15 protein-coding genes and 1 pseudogene are annotated in these 17,309 nt (G+C 70.4%); 6 read left to right on the top strand and 10 right to left on the bottom strand.

The window, feature by feature from the left end; all coding sequences use genetic code 11:
- Positions 1 to 233, bottom strand: a 233-nt coding sequence (locus FrCorBMG51_RS08915) for a DUF4235 domain-containing protein (protein ID WP_235433438.1), incomplete at its 3' end; no start/stop codon positions are given.
- A 171-nt stretch (positions 234 to 404) separates the two neighbouring features.
- Positions 405 to 851 carry a DUF3093 domain-containing protein gene (locus FrCorBMG51_RS08910; protein WP_047222621.1) on the bottom strand — a complete coding sequence of 149 codons (447 nt, stop codon included), beginning with the start codon at positions 849 to 851 and terminating at the stop codon, positions 405 to 407.
- Positions 852 to 1,483: 632 nt separating this feature from the next.
- Between FrCorBMG51_RS08910 and dut the strand changes: the two genes are divergently transcribed.
- From dut to dxs, 5 genes and pseudogenes are all read left to right on the top strand, one after another.
- Complete coding sequence (gene dut / locus FrCorBMG51_RS08905) at positions 1,484 to 1,915, top strand: dUTP diphosphatase (protein ID WP_476742135.1); 432 nt, start codon at positions 1,484 to 1,486, stop codon at positions 1,913 to 1,915.
- A 175-nt stretch (positions 1,916 to 2,090) separates the two neighbouring features.
- The gene (locus FrCorBMG51_RS08900; protein WP_047222654.1) at positions 2,091 to 2,849 is read left to right on the top strand and encodes a DUF3710 domain-containing protein; all 759 of its coding nucleotides are present in this window, start codon (positions 2,091 to 2,093) and stop codon (positions 2,847 to 2,849) included.
- A 340-nt stretch (positions 2,850 to 3,189) separates the two neighbouring features.
- Positions 3,190 to 4,028 (top strand): annotated as a pseudogene (locus FrCorBMG51_RS08895) (DUF3159 domain-containing protein).
- Positions 4,025 to 5,668: a class I SAM-dependent RNA methyltransferase gene (locus tag FrCorBMG51_RS08890; RefSeq protein WP_047222620.1), complete on the top strand. Its 1,644-nt coding sequence runs from the start codon at positions 4,025 to 4,027 to the stop codon at positions 5,666 to 5,668. Before FrCorBMG51_RS08895 ends, FrCorBMG51_RS08890 begins: the two are co-directional and overlap by 4 nt.
- Positions 5,669 to 5,947: 279 nt before the next feature.
- On the top strand, positions 5,948 to 7,882 hold the full coding sequence (dxs, locus tag FrCorBMG51_RS08885; RefSeq protein ID WP_047222619.1) for a 1-deoxy-D-xylulose-5-phosphate synthase: 1,935 nt from the start codon (positions 5,948 to 5,950) through the stop codon (positions 7,880 to 7,882).
- 603 nt (positions 7,883 to 8,485) lie between these two features.
- On the opposite strand, the gene FrCorBMG51_RS08880 is transcribed toward dxs, so the two are convergent.
- Both FrCorBMG51_RS08880 and FrCorBMG51_RS29490 read right to left on the bottom strand, forming a co-directional pair.
- Positions 8,486 to 8,698 (bottom strand): hypothetical protein, encoded by a 213-nt coding sequence (locus tag FrCorBMG51_RS08880; protein WP_047222618.1) that lies wholly within the window; start codon positions 8,696 to 8,698, stop codon positions 8,486 to 8,488.
- A gap of 31 nt (positions 8,699 to 8,729) precedes the next feature.
- Positions 8,730 to 9,734, bottom strand: a complete 1,005-nt coding sequence (locus FrCorBMG51_RS29490) for a toll/interleukin-1 receptor domain-containing protein (protein ID WP_076842716.1) — start codon at positions 9,732 to 9,734, stop codon at positions 8,730 to 8,732.
- A 551-nt stretch (positions 9,735 to 10,285) separates the two neighbouring features.
- Here FrCorBMG51_RS29490 and FrCorBMG51_RS08870 point away from each other — a divergent pair.
- Entirely contained in the window at positions 10,286 to 11,248 is a 963-nt protein-coding gene (locus FrCorBMG51_RS08870; protein WP_052914504.1) for a lysylphosphatidylglycerol synthase domain-containing protein, read from the top strand.
- 248 nt (positions 11,249 to 11,496) lie between these two features.
- Here FrCorBMG51_RS08870 and FrCorBMG51_RS08865 read toward each other — a convergent pair whose 3' ends face one another.
- The 6 genes from FrCorBMG51_RS08865 to FrCorBMG51_RS08845 all read right to left on the bottom strand — a co-directional run bounded on the left by FrCorBMG51_RS08865 (position 11,497) and on the right by FrCorBMG51_RS08845 (position 16,918).
- Positions 11,497 to 11,934: an SRPBCC family protein gene (locus tag FrCorBMG51_RS08865; protein ID WP_047222652.1), complete on the bottom strand. Its 438-nt coding sequence runs from the start codon at positions 11,932 to 11,934 to the stop codon at positions 11,497 to 11,499.
- Between the two features lie 218 nt (positions 11,935 to 12,152).
- Positions 12,153 to 12,635 carry a pyridoxamine 5'-phosphate oxidase family protein gene (locus FrCorBMG51_RS08860; RefSeq protein ID WP_086055343.1) on the bottom strand — a complete coding sequence of 161 codons (483 nt, stop codon included), beginning with the start codon at positions 12,633 to 12,635 and terminating at the stop codon, positions 12,153 to 12,155.
- A gap of 61 nt (positions 12,636 to 12,696) precedes the next feature.
- Complete coding sequence (locus FrCorBMG51_RS08855; protein ID WP_047222616.1) at positions 12,697 to 13,128, bottom strand: type II toxin-antitoxin system VapC family toxin; 432 nt, start codon at positions 13,126 to 13,128, stop codon at positions 12,697 to 12,699.
- On the bottom strand, positions 13,125 to 13,358 hold the full coding sequence (locus tag FrCorBMG51_RS28100; RefSeq protein WP_139342198.1) for a hypothetical protein: 234 nt from the start codon (positions 13,356 to 13,358) through the stop codon (positions 13,125 to 13,127). The genes FrCorBMG51_RS08855 and FrCorBMG51_RS28100 overlap by 4 nt, the downstream gene beginning before the upstream one ends.
- A 105-nt stretch (positions 13,359 to 13,463) precedes the next feature.
- Complete coding sequence (locus tag FrCorBMG51_RS08850) at positions 13,464 to 15,614, bottom strand: 3-hydroxyacyl-CoA dehydrogenase NAD-binding domain-containing protein (protein WP_047222615.1); 2,151 nt, start codon at positions 15,612 to 15,614, stop codon at positions 13,464 to 13,466.
- Positions 15,611 to 16,918: a thiolase family protein gene (locus FrCorBMG51_RS08845; RefSeq protein WP_047222614.1), complete on the bottom strand. Its 1,308-nt coding sequence runs from the start codon at positions 16,916 to 16,918 to the stop codon at positions 15,611 to 15,613. Before FrCorBMG51_RS08845 ends, FrCorBMG51_RS08850 begins: the two co-directional genes overlap by 4 nt.
- Positions 16,919 to 17,309 lie beyond the last annotated feature (391 nt).

Raw genomic sequence — 17,309 nt, 5'->3', positions numbered from 1 at the left:
GCGGCCAGCCGCTCGGCGGTGAGCTTGCCGATGCCGACCGCCACCCCGGAGGCCGCCGCCCAGCTGATCGCGTCCACCCAGGCCGTGTCGGGATGCACCGGGCTGAGTGGCGGGTCCGACTTGCGGATCTTTTTGTAGGCCAGGGTGACGGCCTTGCTCGCCACCGATCCGGCGACCGCTCCCGCCACACCTCCGACGATCTTCCAGCCGATCTTCGCTACCGATTGAGACACTGTCGTACCCCCGTCCGTGAAGACGCCCCGGCGGCCTGCGCCGAGGGGATCATGGTTGTTCCTCCGTCGGAGGTCCAAGGTCCGCTGGAGGCCGTCCGGCCGACGGCATCCGCTGCCGACAGCCATCCGTTACTGGCGATCGTTCACTACTGACAGCCACCCCGCTGCCAGTTACCCCGGCCGGCCGCTGTCGGCGCCGGTCAGCGGGTGGCCGCGGACACCCGTCGCCGCCACGAACCTGTCAGGGTGCCGGCACGAGAGCACCCACACCTCGCCGGCCGTGCGTATCCACACGCCGGTGCGAATCCACGGCCTGGTCACGGCATACGTTCCCGGCGCCAGCGCCGTGCGGATGTCGGAGCATGCCGCGACATCGCGCACACCGTCCCGGGGAAGCACTCGGCCGGCCGCGGCCACCGTCTGGTCGGTCACGGCCAGCCGCGCCCGACCGAGAGCCCACAGCCCGGCCTCCATCCCGACGAACATGCCGACGTAGACGGCGGCCCGAATCCACCCGGAGCCCGTGTACACGGTGAAGTAGCTTCCGAAGACGCCGGCGCAGAGCGCGGCCCAGACATGCCACAGCCGGGGCACGGCCAGCCGTTCCTCGTAGCGCATGTCGGTCAGTATCCACCGCGGCGGCCATCACTCGCGCCCGTCCGTCACCGGTCGGCCGTCGGTACCCGTCTTTTCCCGCCCGCGGGTGCCCGCCTTTCCCGCGGGGCCGCCAGCTTCGCCGGTCCGCAGCCACGCGGACGCGCCCGCGCCGATCCGCCTTCTCCCGCCGCGCTGGCGTACCGCGCTGCCTGTAGCGGTATGTGTGCTCGTACCGGTGCGCTGATGTATCTGCTCCGCCGTGGCCGCGCGGCGAGCCGTTCGGGCTGCGGGCAGTGTCGAGTGCTGCCGGGTGGTGCCGGACGGGGTCGGACGGGGCGGCGCGGCGGCAGCCTCCGCCGTGGTCTCGCGCGGACAGTCATGATCGCGCGCTTTCCGGCCGGCTAGTCTTCGATGTGTCGTTACTTCGGCGTCCCGCCGCGCTCCGGCGCGTCGCCGGTGGCGGCCCGCATCCGCCAGACCACGAGGGGCTCATGACCGCGACGGACAACCTCACCACGCCTCACACCGGGGGACCTCACACCGGGGGGCCTCACACTGGGGGATCTCAGCCCGAAGGGCCTCACACCGAAGGGCTCCGCAGCGGGGCGCCGCACGCGGGGTCCCGCACCGAGGCCGGAGCCGGCCTGCTGGAGGTGCTGGTACACCGGCTCGACCCGGATCTCCCGCTGCCGGCCTACGCCCATGCCGGCGACGCCGGTGCGGACCTTGTCACGACGCGGGACGTCACGCTCCCCCCAGGGGAGCGCGCCCTGGTGGGGACCGGGGTCGCCATCGCCCTCCCCGAGGGGTACGCGGCGTTCGTGCACCCGCGCAGCGGCCTGGCGGCACGCCACGGGGTGTCCATCGTGAACGCGCCGGGTACGGTCGACGCCGGTTACCGTGGTGAGATCAAAGTCGTGCTCGTCAACACCGATCCGCGCGAGACGGTGGTGCTGCGCCGTGGTGACAGGATCGCCCAGCTCGTCATCCAGCGGGTGGAGCGGGCAGCGTTCCAGGAGGTCGCCGAGCTGCCGTCGACGGTGCGTGGCGTGGGCGGCTTCGGGTCGACCGGCGGTTTCGCCTGACCCTGGCCCTGACCCCGGCCCGGGATCCGCTCGCGGATCCGCAGCCGGCTCCCTCCGGCCTGGGACGGCGCCGTCGGTGCCGCCCGATCCCGCCGGGGGACACCCGGCCATCACACGCGTGAGGAGCCGATCGTGACGACAGGAAAGCTGATCGTGAGAACAGGAAGTGGCCGCGGTGTTCCGGCGAGGTCGTAGGCGTGCCGGTCGCGGCTGGCAGGATCCGCAGGAGTATCGGGACGACCGTGACGAGACCGGGTACGACTCGGTAGCGGTCGATCATGACGGTCCCTACGACGCCGACGAGGCCCCGGACGACCACGTCCGCCGGCTCGATCTGGGGTCACTGCGGATTCCGATGATCGACGGGGTCCAGGTGCAGTTCCAGGTCGACCAGGCCTCCGGGCAGTTGCTCACGGTGACGCTGACGGACGGGCAGAGCGGGATGGAACTGTCGGCGTTCGCCGCGGCGAAGAGCGCCGGCCTGTGGGACGAGGTGCGCGCCGAGATCGTCGACTCCCTTCGCGCCGCCGCGGGGACGGCCGAGGAGACCGACGGGTTCTACGGCAGGGAGCTGCGCCTGCAACTGCCGACCGGCACACCGGGGGAGCTCGTACCCGGCCGCATGGTGGGGATCGACGGCCCGCGCTGGTTCCTGCGGGTCGTGTTCACCGGTTATGCCGCGCTCGACCCGACCGCCGCCCCGCCGCTGGTCGAGGCGCTACGCCGACTGGTGGTGGTACGTGGCGACCAGGCGATGCCGCTGCGTGACCCGCTGCCGCTGAAACTGCCCCGGGAGATCACCGACCCGCACGGCTCGGACGGCCAGAGCGGCCCGTCCGAACCGGGTCCGGATCCGCGCGAGGTCGTCGGCGGTGTCGCGACGACGACGGGCCGGATGCCGACCCCGGGCGTGCGGATCGCGGAAGTCGGTTGAGGATCCGCTGATGTTCACCGATGTCTGTCGAGGCCGGTTGCGGTCACCCGCGGGCAGGTCGAGGGCGCCGGAGCGTGGACGGGCGAGAGCGGACGGGCCCATGGTGGCGCGGTCGTGTTTTCCCGATTTTCCCGCGCCCGGCTCCTGGGAACACCGCAGAGTGGACCCGGGCCCGGGTCCACTGGCTCCCGGTGGGCTACCAGTGGGACGCGGGCACACGGGGCCGGGCTGATTCGTTTCCCGGATGTCACACCGGCGTATGTTGCGCCGGTTGCGGACGGCACACGCCGGGGGATGACGCACATCAGCGGATGACACGCCAGATGACACGTACCAGTGGATGGCATACCAGTGGATGACACACATCAGTGAAGGCGGTTGCCATGACGAGTTCCGACAGTCGCCCCGCGACCGCGGACCCGCGACACGCGCTGTCGCCCAGGCCGCCCACCGCCGCGTGAGCGCGCCCAGTCGCGACCGGCGTCCGTCGGCGCGTCAGCCACCGGTGTCGCTGGCCGAGGCTGTGGGCGGTGTCCGGGGGGTGGTCGACGGAGCCGTTCCCACCGCCGCCTTCGTCGCTGTCAACTCCCAGGCGGGGCTGACCGCGGGCATCGTGGTCGCGATCGCCGTCGCTCTCGCCCTCGTGGTGCTGCGGCTGGTCCGGCGGNGCGGCTGGTCCGGCGGGAGCCGGTCCAGCAGGCGTTCTCCGGTCTGTTCGCGGTCGGTGTGGCCGCTTTCGTCGCGTCCCGCACGCACAGCGCCGAAGGGTTCTTCCTGCCCAGCATCGCCAAGAACGCCGTGTTCGCGGCCGTCGGCCTGCTGTCGCTGCTGGTACGCCGTCCGCTCGCCGGCTATGTGATGGCGGCGTTGGATCCCCGCTACGCCAACTGGCGCCGGCATGCCGACACCCGGCGCGCCGCGGTATGGGCGACGGGCGTCTGGATCGCGGTCTTCGCCGTCCGTTTCGCCGTCCAGGGTCTGCTCTACCTCGCCGGTGAGTCCGGCTGGCTCGGCGCGGCCAACATCGCTCTGGGCCTGCCCCTGTTCGGCGTGGCGATCCTCGCGACCTTCGCCATCGTGCGACGGCTGGCGCCGCGCCAGCCCGCCGCGGACGACGACCCCGTGGCCGGCGACGGGCCGGTCGTCGAGGGAACGGTCCTCGACGGCCCCGGGAGATGATCGAAATCGGGGGTGCGGCCGAGGACGTGATCGAGCTCGAGATCGGGCCGGTGGCACACGGCGGGAGCTGTGTGGCCCGTGACAACGGCCGGGTGGTCTTCGTCCGCCATGCCCTGCCGGGCGAGCGGGTACGGGCCAGGCTGACCGACACCTCACACGACAGGTACTGGCGGGCGGACGCCGTCGAGGTGCTGCGCGCCGCGCCGGAGCGTGTCGTCCCACCGTGCCCGCACGCCGGGGCCGGGAAGTGCGGGGGATGCGACTGGCAGCACGCCTCCCTCGCCGCGCAGCGGCGGCTGAAGGCGGCGGTGGTCCGCGAGCAGCTGCGCCGGCTGGCCGGGCTGGACCGTCCCGTCGAGGTCGAGGCGGTGAACGCCTTACCACCCGCACCATCCGCGCCAACGCCGTCCACGCCAGCACCATCCGCGTTGCCGCCGGACGCGTTGCCACTGGACGCGCTGCCGCCGGACACGCGGTCGCCGGGTGAGGGCGAGGGCCTGGGCTGGCGGACCAGGATGCGGTACGCGCTGACCGGGCAGGGCGAGGTCGGACTGCGCGGTCACCGCTCGCACGAGATCGTTCCCGCCGCGGACTGCCTGATCGCCCACCCGCTGGTGCGCGCGGCGGTCGCCGGCCGAATCCTCCCGCCGCGCGCCGCCAGCGCCGCCGGTGACGCCAGCGCTGGCGGTGACGCCGGTGACTCAGACACGGCCGCCGGCAGAGCCGGCCCTCGTGCCAATCCGCGTGCCAACCCCCGCGTTGAACCCCGTACCGGTATCGAAGTTCAGGCCGAGTCCGTGGGTGAGATCTCCGTGGGTGAGATCGAGGTCGCCGCGAGTGTGTCGAGCGGCGCCGTCGTCATCACCAGGCTTCCGGGCACGTCCGCCGGTGCCGGAGCCGGTCCCGCCTCCGGCGTTCCGTCCGCCGCCGGCATCCCGTCCGCCGCTGGTGTCCCAGCCGCTGTCGGCGCTGACTCCGTTTCCGGCTCCGCCGCTGGTGTTTCCGGCTTCGATGCTGGCGTTCCGTCCGGTCCAGGAGCTGGTTCCGAAGCCGAGAGCGAGATCGTCGAGGTGGTGCGTGAGCGTCGGTTCCGGCTTGGCCCGGGGGTGTTCTGGCAGGTGCATCCCGGCGCGCCCGAGACGCTGGTGGACGCGGTGCTCACCGGCCTGGCACCTCGCGCCGGGGAGAGAGCGCTCGACCTGTACGCCGGCGCGGGCCTGTTCGCCGCCGCGCTCGCGGAAGCCGTCGGCCCGGACGGCACGGTCGTGGCGATGGAGTCGGATCCGGCGGCGGTGGCGTCGGCCGCGCGCAGCCTCGGCGACCTGCCGCAGGTGTCGCTGCGCGGCGTCCGGGTCTCGCCGGGCTCCCTGCGCGGGCTGGCCGGCACCGGCGCCGACATCGTGGTCCTCGACCCGCCCCGGGCGGGCGCCGGGCGGGCCGTGATGCTGGCGCTGCTGGCCCTGCGCCCGCGGGCTGTCGCGTACGTGTCCTGTGATCCGGCGTCCCTTGCGCGCGACCTTGCGGTGGCAGTTGCACAGGGCTATTCACTCGTCACGTTACGGGCTTTTGATCTCTTCCCGATGACCGCCCACGTGGAGTGTGTGGCGATCATGGTCGCCCCGGGTCACGGGAGCCGGTGACGGACGCGCCCGGGATGACGGCGAGCGGACACCCGGGTAACGGGTCCGTCAGCACCGGGACACGCCGGGGAAAAACAGGGCGTGCACGCTCCGGCGTAGCCGCGGATCAGGGTAAACGACGCATCGTAAGCGCTCGCTGCCCTGGTTGGGGCCCGTTTGGAACGTGCTCACATGTCCGCTCCGTGACCGTGAATGATCCCCTGACCTGCGTAGACTGAGCGCGTCCCGGGCCGGATCCCCTCACAAAGGGGGGAGGGAGTGCACGGAGAGGAAGTGCCAGTGTCGCTTCTGTCGACCGTTCGCAATCCGCACGATCTGAAAAAACTTGCAGCCGAGGATCTTCCCGCTCTGGCGGCGGAGATCCGCGACTTTCTCATCCACGCGGTGGCCCGTACCGGCGGTCATCTCGGGCCCAACCTCGGGGCCGTCGAGCTGACGCTGGCCATCCACCGGGTGTTCGACTCGCCGCACGACCGGATCCTGTGGGACACCGGCCACCAGTCGTACGTCCACAAGATCCTCACAGGCCGCGCGGACGACTTCGTGAACCTGCGTCAGCGCGGTGGCCTGTCCGGGTACCCCAGCCAGGCGGAGTCGCCGCACGACATCATCGAGAACTCCCACGCGTCCACGGCGCTGTCCTATGCCGACGGGCTGGCGCGGGCGTACGCGCTGCGCGGGGAGTCCCGCTCGGTCGTGGCGGTCGTCGGTGACGGCGCGCTGACCGGCGGCATGTGCTGGGAGGCATTGAACAACATCGCCGCGGCAGACCGTCCGGTGATCGTTGTTGTCAACGACAACGGGCGCTCCTACGCCCCGACGATCGGCGGGCTGGCCGACCATCTGGCCTCGCTGCGGCTGGCCCCCGAGTACGAGCAGGTCCTCGACGTCGTCAAGCAGGTCCTGGGCCGCACCCCGCTGGTCGGCCCGCCGCTGTACGACGCCCTGCACGGCATCAAGCGGGGCATCAAGGACGTCGTCCAGCCGCAGGGCATGTTCGAGGACCTCGGCCTGAAGTACGTCGGGCCGGTGGACGGGCACGACGTCCACGCGGTGGAGACCGCGCTGCGGCGCGCCCGCGACTTCGGCGGGCCCGTCATCGTCCACTGCGTCACCCGCAAGGGCTTCGGCTACCCGGCCGCCGAACAGGACGACGCCGACTGCTTCCACGCCGTCGGAGTGATCGACCCGAGTACCGGCAAGCCCACCGCGGCCGGCGGTGGCACCAGCTGGACGAGCGTCTTCGCCGACGAGATCGTCCAGATCGGCCACGAGCGGCCGGACGTGGTCACGCTCACCGCCGCCATGCTGCAGCCGGTCGGCCTGAAGAAGTTCGCCACCACCTTCCCGGACCGGGTGTTCGACGTGGGCATCGCCGAGCAGCACGCGGTGACCTCGGCCGCGGGCCTGGCCCTCGGCGGCATCAAGCCGGTGGTGTGCGTCTACGCGACGTTCCTCAACCGCGCGTTCGACCAGGTGCTGATGGACGTCGCCCTGCACCGGCTGCCGGTGACCTTCGTCCTGGACCGCGCCGGTGTCACCGGCGAGGACGGGCCGTCCCACAACGGCATGTGGGACATGTCCTTCCTCCAGCTCGTGCCCGGGCTGTCGCTGGCCGCGCCACGGGACGCCGCCACGCTGCGCGCCCATCTGCGGGAGGCGGTGGCGATCACCGACGGGCCGTCGGTGGTGCGGTTCTCCAAGGGCAAGATCAACGCGGACATCCCCGCGATCGACCGGGTCGGGACGGTCGACGTCCTCTACCGCTCGCCGGAGGTCACACCGACCCGGGAGGTGCTGCTGGTGGCCGTCGGCGCGATGGCGGCGACCTGCCTGCAGGTCGCCGAACGGGTCGCCAGCCACGGCATCGGGATCACCGTCGTCGACCCGCGGTGGGTCAAGCCGCTCGACCCGGTGCTCGTCGACCTGGCCCGGGCGCACTCGCTGGTGGTCACGGTCGAGGACAACGGCCGGGTCGGCGGGGTCGGCTCGACGCTCGCGCAGCTGCTGCGCGACGCCGACGTGGACGTTCCGCTGCGGGACTTCGGTATCCCACAGACCTTCCTCGACCAGGGCAAGCGTGACCAGGTCATGGCCGACATCGGCCTGTCCGCCCAGGAGCTCGCCCGTCGGATCGTCGAGCTGGCCGCCAGCCGCGCACCGGCCCTCACCACCGGCGAGGCCGAAGAGGAAACCCCCGCCGGCCAGCGCTGACCCCGGTCAACGGAAGCCGTAGGTGGAAACCGCTGTCGTGACAACGGTTTCCACCTACAACAGCGGAAGCTGTAGGTGAAAAGTGCTGTTGTAAGGACGGTTTTCACCTACAGCCTCGGCTGAATCCGGCGGGTCGGAGCCCCGATGGTGGCTGGCGGGGCCGACCACCACAACCAGCCACCACCCTCCCGCTGGCACCCGCCGGTCGGCGTGCCCGTCGGTGGCGGGTCGCGGCTCTTACCGGCAGGTCACCCTTGTCGTGTCGACGCCTGATGCGTCCCAGGAGATTTCGGCTGCCGGTAACCGTCGTTGCACCCGAAGAGCCTTGTTCACAGGTTCTGGTTTTGGGGCGACAACAGCACAGCCCGAGGTAACCGGCCTGAGTTCCGCTGGCCGGGATGGCGATGTTGTGAACAAGGCGCTGTAAGCTGAATGATCAGCATCAAAAAATGGTAGTCGTTTCCTGCCTTCTCGCGGATGCGGTGCGCTGTCCAGCCTCCCAGTAGTGGAGGACATGTCGCATTCGACTAACGAGAAGGCAGACGCGCGACCGAGAAGGCAGAGGCGCGGCCTGCTCGTGGAACGCACCCATAGTCACCCGGCTCACCTGGGCTCCCAGTAGATGGTGTTTGACGGGACCTTCCCCGCCGATGTGTCTACGTATTCGTAGACGGTGGTGTCCGGGACGTCGTAGCGGACGTCGTTGCACGTGGCGGAGCCGTTCGCGTCCGTTCGAGCTGTACAGGGCTCGCTGAAGACGTGTCCGTTGGCGAAGGGGTAGACCTCGTAGGTGGTGTTCGGCTGAAAACCGGTCATCGTCGCGTTGATCCAGGAGCAGTTCGGTTTTTCACATTTTGAACTGCTGGTGTCCGAGCCCCTGCTGATCACGATTGTTGGCGACGGTGGCATGCTGGAGGTCTCGGGCGCTGGAGCATCGGTGGGTGTTTGGCCGCTGGTGGTTGCGGCGGCAGCGGGAACGGTGTTCTTTTGTCCCGGTTTCGCGGTTGCGGTCGTGGGTGGAGAAGGCGGTGTTGACGTGGGGGTGGATTGTGGCGAGGGGGTCGGTGTTGGTATAGGAGCAGGTGCTGGCATGGGAACTGGCGTCGGGGGGACGGCATCCCTCCCGCGAAAATACTTCCACAGTATAACCGTCAAAAAAATCAAGCTGATCAATATCGCGATTGAAAAGATGAAAAAAGCGACCTTCTCGCGCCTCTAGGAATCCATTTATTGCGGAACCTTGGATTCTTGCCGGGCTTTTTGTGATAGTCGAATTGGTGTTATTGGTGGAATATTTCTGGATCCCTCTGTCAGGCGGTGGTGTCGGCTCCGGCGGCTTGGGTGGCTGTTCTTCGTCGGTCTTCTCGCCGGGGAAACTCACCGGCTGGCGTAGCGCCCGCCCGTTCGGGGGGAAAATCGGCTTGTCTTCTGGTTTCGCCCGGCCTCCACACACGGCATGCTGGGCCGCCTTCAACAGGACGGTCTGCGCTGCCGGCTCGTCTAGGGCGAACAGGTCGACCCCGGTCACCGTGTCCAACAATCCCGGCCGCTCACAGTCCTCCACCCGGACGGGCAGCAGTCGGCGCTGCTGCCCGTCCGGATCCGTTTTCCACGCGTACAGCCATTCGGCCCCATGCGCCGAGTGGCTGTACGCCGCGGAGAGCACCACGATCATCCGTCTGGCCCGGGCCACCCCGTCGTTCATCGCGGCGACCCAGTTCGACCCCGGGGGGGAGTCCCACGCCTGGACTAGCACCTGATAGTCCGCCTCTTCCAACGTCCAGGCGATCCACGCCGCCCACGCCAGGTCCGCCTGAGTGTGCGAGACGAAGAAATCCAAGCTGGCCGCCATGCCACCAGTCCCACCGGTCACCGGCCCGGCATTCCACTGTCACTCAGCGCGCCATCAAACAGGCAATTCGATCAGGCTGGGGCTGCCCGCCTGGGAAGTGGCGTAACGGAGGGGCGTTCAGGCGATTGCGCAGCTCGCGGCCTGTCTTCGGCGGATTACCTATGAAGATCGCTGGATATTCCAGAGGGGTTCCGTAGGGAGAACAAGGGGCTTTCGGTCAGATCTATGACACTGGATTGATGTTCCGGTGGGCTGGAAGTGGCGTGATCATGGTTCTTGTGTGCCGTTGGGAGGCGTGCGGGGCAGGGCTCTAGGCTGGGGTGATGCGGTGGATGCGGCCTGTCGACGTCCGCGGCCGTGGGACGGCGGGCCGCCTTCCCACGGAGCCGGGCCAGCAGCCGAGGCCGGGCCCTCATCCGGAGCCGGGCCGTCCCGCGGAGCTGGGATGTCCCACTGAGGCGGGGCTGCCCGCGGAGCCGGGCCGTCTTGCTGGGGAGGGACAGCCCTCGGATGCTGGTCGGGGGCGGGACGTGCGGCGGCGGCTGGTGCGGGTGGCGCTGCTGGTGGCGGCGGGGTTGCTTGTCGTCGCTCTGGTCAGCCAGTGGAACGAGGTCCGCGCGTCGTTCGGGGAGCTGACCGCGTTCGGGCTGGTCGCCTCGGGGCTCACCACGGTGTTGGCGGTCGGGACGACCGTGTTGTCGTGGCGGGCGCTGCTGGCATCGCTCGGCGTGGGGCTGCCGCTGCGGGCCGCACTGCGGATCTTCTTCGTCGGGCAGGTCGGCAAGTACATCCCCGGCAGCGTGTGGCCGGTGCTGGCCCAGATGGAGCTGTCCCGGGACCACGGGGTACCCCGGCCGAAGGCCGCGTCCGCCAGTCTGATCGTGCTGGCGCTGGCGGTTCCCTGCGGCGGGGTGGCCGCCGCGGTGACCCTGCCGTTCGTGTCGGCGGGCGCGCTGCGTCACTATGGGCTGGTGCTGCTGGCCGTCCCGGTGTTCGCGGCTGTGCTGTATCCGCCGGTGCTCTCCGCGTTGCTGGCGTTCGCGTTCCGGCTGCTGCGCCGCCCACCGTTGGAACAGCAGCCCAGCGGACGCCATGTGCTGGCCGCCGCAGGCTGGCTGCTGGCGGGTTTCGTGCTCTTCGGCGTGGCGACCTGGTTGCTCGCCCGCGACCTCACGCCGTCGGTGCACGGCGTGCGTCTGCTGCTGCTGTCGGTGGGCGGATATTCCTTCGCCTGGACAGCCGGTTTTCTCGTGCTGGTGCTGCCGGCCGGTGCGGGTGTGCGCGAGGCGGTGCTCGTCCTCACCCTGGCGCCGGCGCTCGCGGCCGGGCCGGCGACCGTCCTCGCGCTGATCATCCGTCTGTTCGCGACCGTGGCCGACCTGGTGTGGGCGGGCGTCGGCATGGCTCTGCGCCCCGCCCCCACCGGCACGCCCACCGAGCGGAGCGCGCAGGCCGCACAGGCGGACGCGATACTCTCACCCCCCGCGCCGAGCCATACATCCTCGGTCAGGTAGTCGACGTCGAAAAGCCGACCGGCATCTGCCGCACCCGTCTCCGTCACTGTTTCCGCCAGCCCTACCAGCCCTACCAGCCCTGCCAGCGACCGGGGTGACCGAAGAACGTCCGACGGTGTTTTTCACGCCGGGCTCCGACGGGCGGGCACGTTTCCCCGCCCCCACGGCTTTCCCCGCCCCACGGCCGGATCGTCCATACGGCGTCGGACGCGGTTTTACTGTGAGAATCTTGTTTCACTGTGAGCGTTCTACTGTGAGAACAGTCCGGCCAGCCGCTCGAGGGACTTCTCGATACCTGCCCTGTTCTTCCGGAGGAAGGGGCTGACATCGATGAGCCACGGGATGCGCGCGGTGGACCAGTCGAAGGTTTCGGTGACCTCCGTGCGCCCGTCGGGCAGCGGCGTCAGCAGCCAGCGCCAGCGGTGCCCGAAGAAGTGCCGCCAGGTGATCAGGCGGTTCTCCTCGAACTCCACCACCGTGTTCTCGATCCGGTAGGGCACACCCATTCTCATGTCCATCCCGAACTTCGACCCGAGCGTCAGCCGCCTCGCGCCTCCGGGACGCACCGCACGTACCGTTCCCGAGCCGTCGATCACGGGATGCTGGGCCGGGTCGGCGAGAAGCCCGAAGATCTGCTCCGCGGTGGCGGGGATCGTCCTCGTCGCCGCAATCTCGCGTACCGCCATGCGCGCCACCTCCACAACCTCCGGTCGCAGGCTTCTCCGTGTCCGACGGACGGATGGTTTCCATGTACTGGACGCCCGGGCACGGCGGCAACAGCGATCGACAGTCGGACGACGACTCTCCGCAGCGTCGACGTTCACCGGTCACCGACGGCTACCGAACGCCCGGCTCGGCCCATGATGGACGAAAACCGGCCGATCGGCCCCGAGTTCCCAGACCGTTACTTACGGGTCGTCCGCGTGGGTGGGCCGCCCTCCCGCCAGAAGTCGATGACGAGCTCCTCGTCGCCGACGCCGATCGTCGCGAGTTCGGTGACGTCGACCCTGAACAGGGCGAACGGCTCCGGTACGGGGATCTCCGCGGACGCGGCCCAGGCCGCCCGGTAGGCGTCGAGGCTTTCCTGATCGGTCACCGCCAGCGCCCGGCCGGTGATTTTCGCGTCGCCGTCGGCGACGTTCTTGTCCGTTGTCGCGTTGTGCAGGGCGCATCGCGGATCCCGCGACAGGTCGATCGCCTTGCGTGAGTCGGGCATCATGCCCAGCCACAGCTCGCCGAGGGCGAACAGCGGTTCGATCCCGCTCACCCGGGGCGAGCCGTCGCGCCGGAGAGTCGCGAGGATCGCCAGCCCGTACGCCTCGAACCGCCCCCGGACCGCCACTGCCAGCCGCGGGGCCGCGGCCTCCACCTCACTCCAGTTCGCCATGCCGGCCATGCTCCCAGCCACCACCGACAGTTCCACCCGGCCTACGGTTCCCGCGATTGCGTTACGCCTTCAGCGGATCTACCCATCGGACGCCGGGGAAGCGGGCGAAGTCGGCGTCACTGGAGCACAGTTGCGCACCGTGCTCGATGGCGAGGGCCGCGAGGTGCGCGTCAGACGTGAGGTTCCCGGCTGTTCCCAGCGGCTCGAGAAGCTGGCGGAGTACCGCCGCATGGCGTTCGGTGGGATGCACCACCACGGCACACGGCCTGCTGAGCCAGCCGTCGACGATGTCGAGAATCTCCTCCGGGCGGAACGGATTACGAAAGATCGTGGCGCGTGTCGTCAACCGGATGACCCCGAGAAGCACCGGCCAGGCGAACGCCACGGTCTCGGTGCCGGACAGTATGTCCTCAAGCCAGGCCTGTGACGGCTTGTGTCTCGGTGAGGTGTCGTCCAGCGCATATATCAGCAGGTTGACGTCGGGTAGCTTCACTTGCGTAGTTCAAGCTTACTGATGATCTCGGCGTCCTCGAGTTCGGAACTGAGTCGCAGGGCCTTGTCGAGGTCGACGTCGGGCCGTAGCCCGAGCGATCGACTGGGTACTCGGTAAGGAGGCACATCCTGGCGCCGGCCTGCTGCCAGGCCGGCGCGTACAAGTGTGTTCAGCGCTTCTTTGAACGACAGCCCTCGTTCACGGACGATTTTCTGAAGGGCTACTGCCACATCCGGGTCGAGAGTCACCGTCGTCCGCACTGAAGCATCATAGCATCAGGCGCTTGCTGTCATGATGACAGAAGGCCGGGGCGGGTCAGGGCCGGGGCGAAGGGGTCAGGACAGGGTGGCCACGCCGGGTGGGGTGAAGCGGCGGCCGGTGATCTTCTCGCTGATGCCGGTGCGGTCCAGGTAGGGGGTGATGCCGCCGAGGTGGAACGGCCAGCCCGCGCCGAGCAGCAGGCACAGGTCGACATCGGCGGCCTCGGCGACCACGCCCTCGTCGAGCAGGGCGCGGATCTCCTCGGCGAGTGCGGCCAGAGACGCCTCCCGCACCTGTTCGCCGGTCAGCACCGGGGTGTCACCGCTGGCCGCGGACCTGATGAGCTCGGCGGCCTCGGGGTCGACCTGCTGGCCGTCGGGGCCCCACGTGTAGACGCTGGTCTTGCCGGCGGCCACCAGCCGGCCCAGGCCCTCGGTGCCGGGGAAGCGCTCCGGGTAGGCGGCGTGCAGGATCTCGGCGACGTGCAGGGCGACGGCGGGGCCGACCAGCCCGAGCAGCACCAGCGGTGACATGGGCAGGCCCAGCGGCTCGAGGGCCTGGTCGGCATCCTCCACCGGGGTGCCGTTGTCGATGGCAGCCAGCACCTCGCCCATGAACCGGGTGAGCAGGCGGTTGACGACGAACGCGGGCGTGTCCGCGGTGAGCACCGCGTTCTTCCGCAGCTTCTTCGCGACCGCGAGCGTCGTCGCGATCGCCGCGTCGTCGGTCTGCCGGCCACGCACCGCCTCGACCAGCGGCATGATCGCCACCGGGTTGAAGAAGTGCAGCCCCGCGACCCGCTGCGGATGCCTCAGCACGGACGCCATGTCGCTGACCGACAGCGCCGAGGTGTTGGTCAGCAGCAGGGTGTCGGGGGAGACGACCGCCTCCAGTTCGGTGAACACCCGCTGTTTGACCGCCAGATCCTCGAAGACGGCCTCGATGACCAGGTCGGCGTCGGCGTAAACGTCCTTGGTCAGCGAGCCGGTCACGGCGCCGTGCAGCCGGGACGCCTTGTCCGGGGAGATCCGCTTCCTGGTCAGCAGGTTGTCGATCTCCTGGTGGACGGTGGCGAGGCCGGCGTCGAGGCGGGCCTGGTCGATGTCGGTCAGCACCACCGGCACCTCCAGGCGCTGCGCGAACAGCAGCGCGAGCTGGCTGGCCATCAGCCCGGCACCGACCACGCCGACCTTGGTCACCGGCCGGGCCAGGGACGCGTCCGGCCCGCCGGCCGGGCGTTTCGCCCGCTTCTGCACCAGGTCGAAGGCGTAGAGGCTGGCGGCCAGCTCCTCGCTGACGGCGAGGTCGGCCAGCGCCTCGGTCTCGGCCGCGTAGCCGGTGTCCCGGTCGGCGGTCTCGGCGAGCGCGAGCAGGTCCAGTGCCCGGTAGGCGGCCGGGGCGGCGCCGTGCAGCTTGGCGTCGGCCAGCGCCCGGCCGCGGGCGACCGCGTCCGCCCAGACCTGGCCGCGCCGCACCGGCGCCCGTGCCGCCGCCGGGTCGATCTCGCCGCGGATGACGCGGGCGGCCCAGCGCAGCGCCTCCTCGAGGAAGTCCGCCGGCTCGAGCAGCACGTCCGCGAGGCCGAGGGCGAACGCCTGCGCGGCGCGCAGCATCCTGTTCTGGTTCAGCGGGTTCTCGATGGCGATGGTGACCGCGCGGTCCGCACCGACGAGGTTGGGCAGCAGCTGGGTCCCGCCCCAGCCGGGCACCAGGCCGAGGAAGACCTCTGGCAGCGCCAGCGCTGTGACGTCCGATGACAACGCACGGTAGTCACAGTGCAGCGCCACTTCCAGGCCGCCGCCCATGGCCGCGCCGTTGACCAGCGCGAACGTGGGGACCTTGCGGCCGCCAAAGCGTCCCTCACCGATCCGTCGCAACGCCGCGTGGCCGAGTTCGCCGATCGCGTGGATGCCGGCCCGGGCCGCCTCCGGGTCGCGCAGCGACGACCGGAAGGCCAGGTCGGCGCCGACGCTGAAGATGAACGGCTTGCCGGTGACGGCGATCGCCGACACGGCCGGGGTGTGCGCCTCGATCTCGTCGGCGGCGGCGAGCAGGCTGCGCAGGCCGGCCGGCCCAAAGGTCGACGGGCGGGTGTGGTCCAGGCCGTTGTCCAGGGTGACCAACGCGAGCGGCCCGGCCACGCCCGGCAGGGCCACGTAGCGGACGTGGGCCTGGGTCACCACCTCGCCGGGGAAGTCGAGGGCGGTGGCCGGGGTCCCGCTCATCGGGCTCCTCCTGTCCGTCCGGGCGTCCGCGCGGCGGTGCTGGCGGCGTTGGCGGCAGCGCTGGCGGCGTTGGCGCTGCTCCTGCCGTTGGTAGCGCCGGCGTCACCGGTGAAGTGCGGGTTCTCCCAGATGGTGGTCGCGCCCATGCCGAAGCCCACGCACATGGCGGTCAGTCCGTAGCGGACGTCGGGACGGTCGGCGAACTGGCGCGCGAGCTGGGTCATCAGCCGGACGCCGCTGGAGGCCAGCGGGTGCCCCAGCGCGATCGCCCCGCCGAAGGGGTTCACCCGCGGGTCGTCGTCGGCGATCCCGAAGTGGTCGAGGAAGGCGAGCACCTGGACGGCGAACGCCTCGTTGAGCTCGAACAGCCCGATGTCGTCGATGGACAGGCCGGTGCGGGCCAGCGCCTTCTCGGTGGAGGGGATCGGGCCGAGGCCCATCACGTGCGGCTCGACGCCGGCGAAACCGAACCCGGCCAGCCGCATCTTCGCGGTGAGCCCGAGTTCTTCGACGACATCCCCGGCGGCGAGGATGCAGCCGGTGGCGCCGTCGTTGATGCCGGCGGCGTTGCCCGCGGTCACCCGGCCGTGCGGCCGGAACGGCGTCTTCAGGCCGGCCAGCCCTGCCAGGGTGGTGTCGGGGCGGGGCGGTTCGTCGGTGGTGACGAGTTCCCAGCCGCTTTCGGTGTGGCGGGCGGCGACCGGGGCGAGGTCGGGCTGGATCAGCCCGTCGGCGTACGCCTTGGCGACCTTCCGCTGGGAAGCCAGCGCGTAGGCGTCCGCCCGCTCCTTGGTGATCGTCGGATAGCGGTCGTGCACGTTCTCCGCGGTCTGGCCCATGACCAGCGCGGAGGTGTCGATGAGCTTCTCGGAGACGAAGCGCGGGTTGGGGTCGGCGCCCTCGCCCATGGGGTGGCGGCCCATGTGCTCCACGCCGCCGGCGATCGCGACGTCGTAGGCTCCGACGGCGATCGCGGACGCGGTGGTGGTGACGGCGGTGACCGCGCCGGCGCACATCCGGTCGATGGCGTAGCCGGGCACGGACTGCGGCAGCCCGGCGAGGATGCCCGCCACCCGGCCGATGGTCAGGCCCTGGTCGCCGGTCTGGGTGGTCGCGGCGATCGCCACGTCGTCGATCCGTTCCGCCGGCAGAGCCGGGTTGCGCCGCAGCAGCTCACGGATGACCTTGACGATCAGGTCGTCCGCTCGTGTCTCGGAGTAGACCCCCTTGGCCTTGCCGAAGGGGGTTCGGACGCCGTCGACGAACACGACGTCGCGGACGGAGTCCCTGGCAGATTGGAACACTGTGCCTCCTGACCGGGGAGACCCGGCAGGTCGCTATCGAAACCGGTCCGGTCACGTTCGCGGAGCGCATGTGACGGACGGCGATCTACCGGGAGGACGGTACCGGTGCCGGCGTGACCGCCGACACGGTCAGCCTACGGCAGAAGGTTACCCATGGGTAACCCCATTCGGCCTCGATCCCGGTTCGACACCGACGCCGGCCTGGCACCAGCCCCGGCCTGGCGCCGATCATGATTCGACACCGGCCCTGACCAGGCCGGCGACGGCGATGGCTCGACGGCGATGGCTCGACAGAGCAGCCCGACAGAGCAGCCCGACAGCGACGGCCCGGACGGCTACGCGCTTCCGTCCGGGCCGTTCGTCGGTTCGGCTGCCGGCTCCGCCGCTGGCC

This window comes from Protofrankia coriariae, from assembly GCF_001017755.1.
GTDB lineage: Bacteria > Actinomycetota > Actinomycetes > Frankiales > Frankiaceae > Protofrankia > Protofrankia coriariae.
Note: the sequence above shows the minus strand (reverse complement) of the source record. Positions and strands in the feature narration are given on the sequence as shown.

Coding starts and splice junctions, on each gene's coding strand:
- FrCorBMG51_RS08910 (WP_047222621.1), bottom strand. CDS start 851: ATGCGCTACGAGGAACGGCTGGCCGTGCCCCGGCTGTGGCATGTCTGG.
- FrCorBMG51_RS08890 (WP_047222620.1), top strand. CDS start 4,025: ATGATCGAAATCGGGGGTGCGGCCGAGGACGTGATCGAGCTCGAGATC.
- FrCorBMG51_RS08880 (WP_047222618.1), bottom strand. CDS start 8,698: ATGACCGGTTTTCAGCCGAACACCACCTACGAGGTCTACCCCTTCGCC.
- FrCorBMG51_RS29490 (WP_076842716.1), bottom strand. CDS start 9,734: ATGGCGGCCAGCTTGGATTTCTTCGTCTCGCACACTCAGGCGGACCTG.
- FrCorBMG51_RS08865 (WP_047222652.1), bottom strand. CDS start 11,934: ATGGCGGTACGCGAGATTGCGGCGACGAGGACGATCCCCGCCACCGCG.
- FrCorBMG51_RS08860 (WP_086055343.1), bottom strand. CDS start 12,635: ATGGCGAACTGGAGTGAGGTGGAGGCCGCGGCCCCGCGGCTGGCAGTG.
- FrCorBMG51_RS08850 (WP_047222615.1), bottom strand. CDS start 15,614: ATGAGCGGGACCCCGGCCACCGCCCTCGACTTCCCCGGCGAGGTGGTG.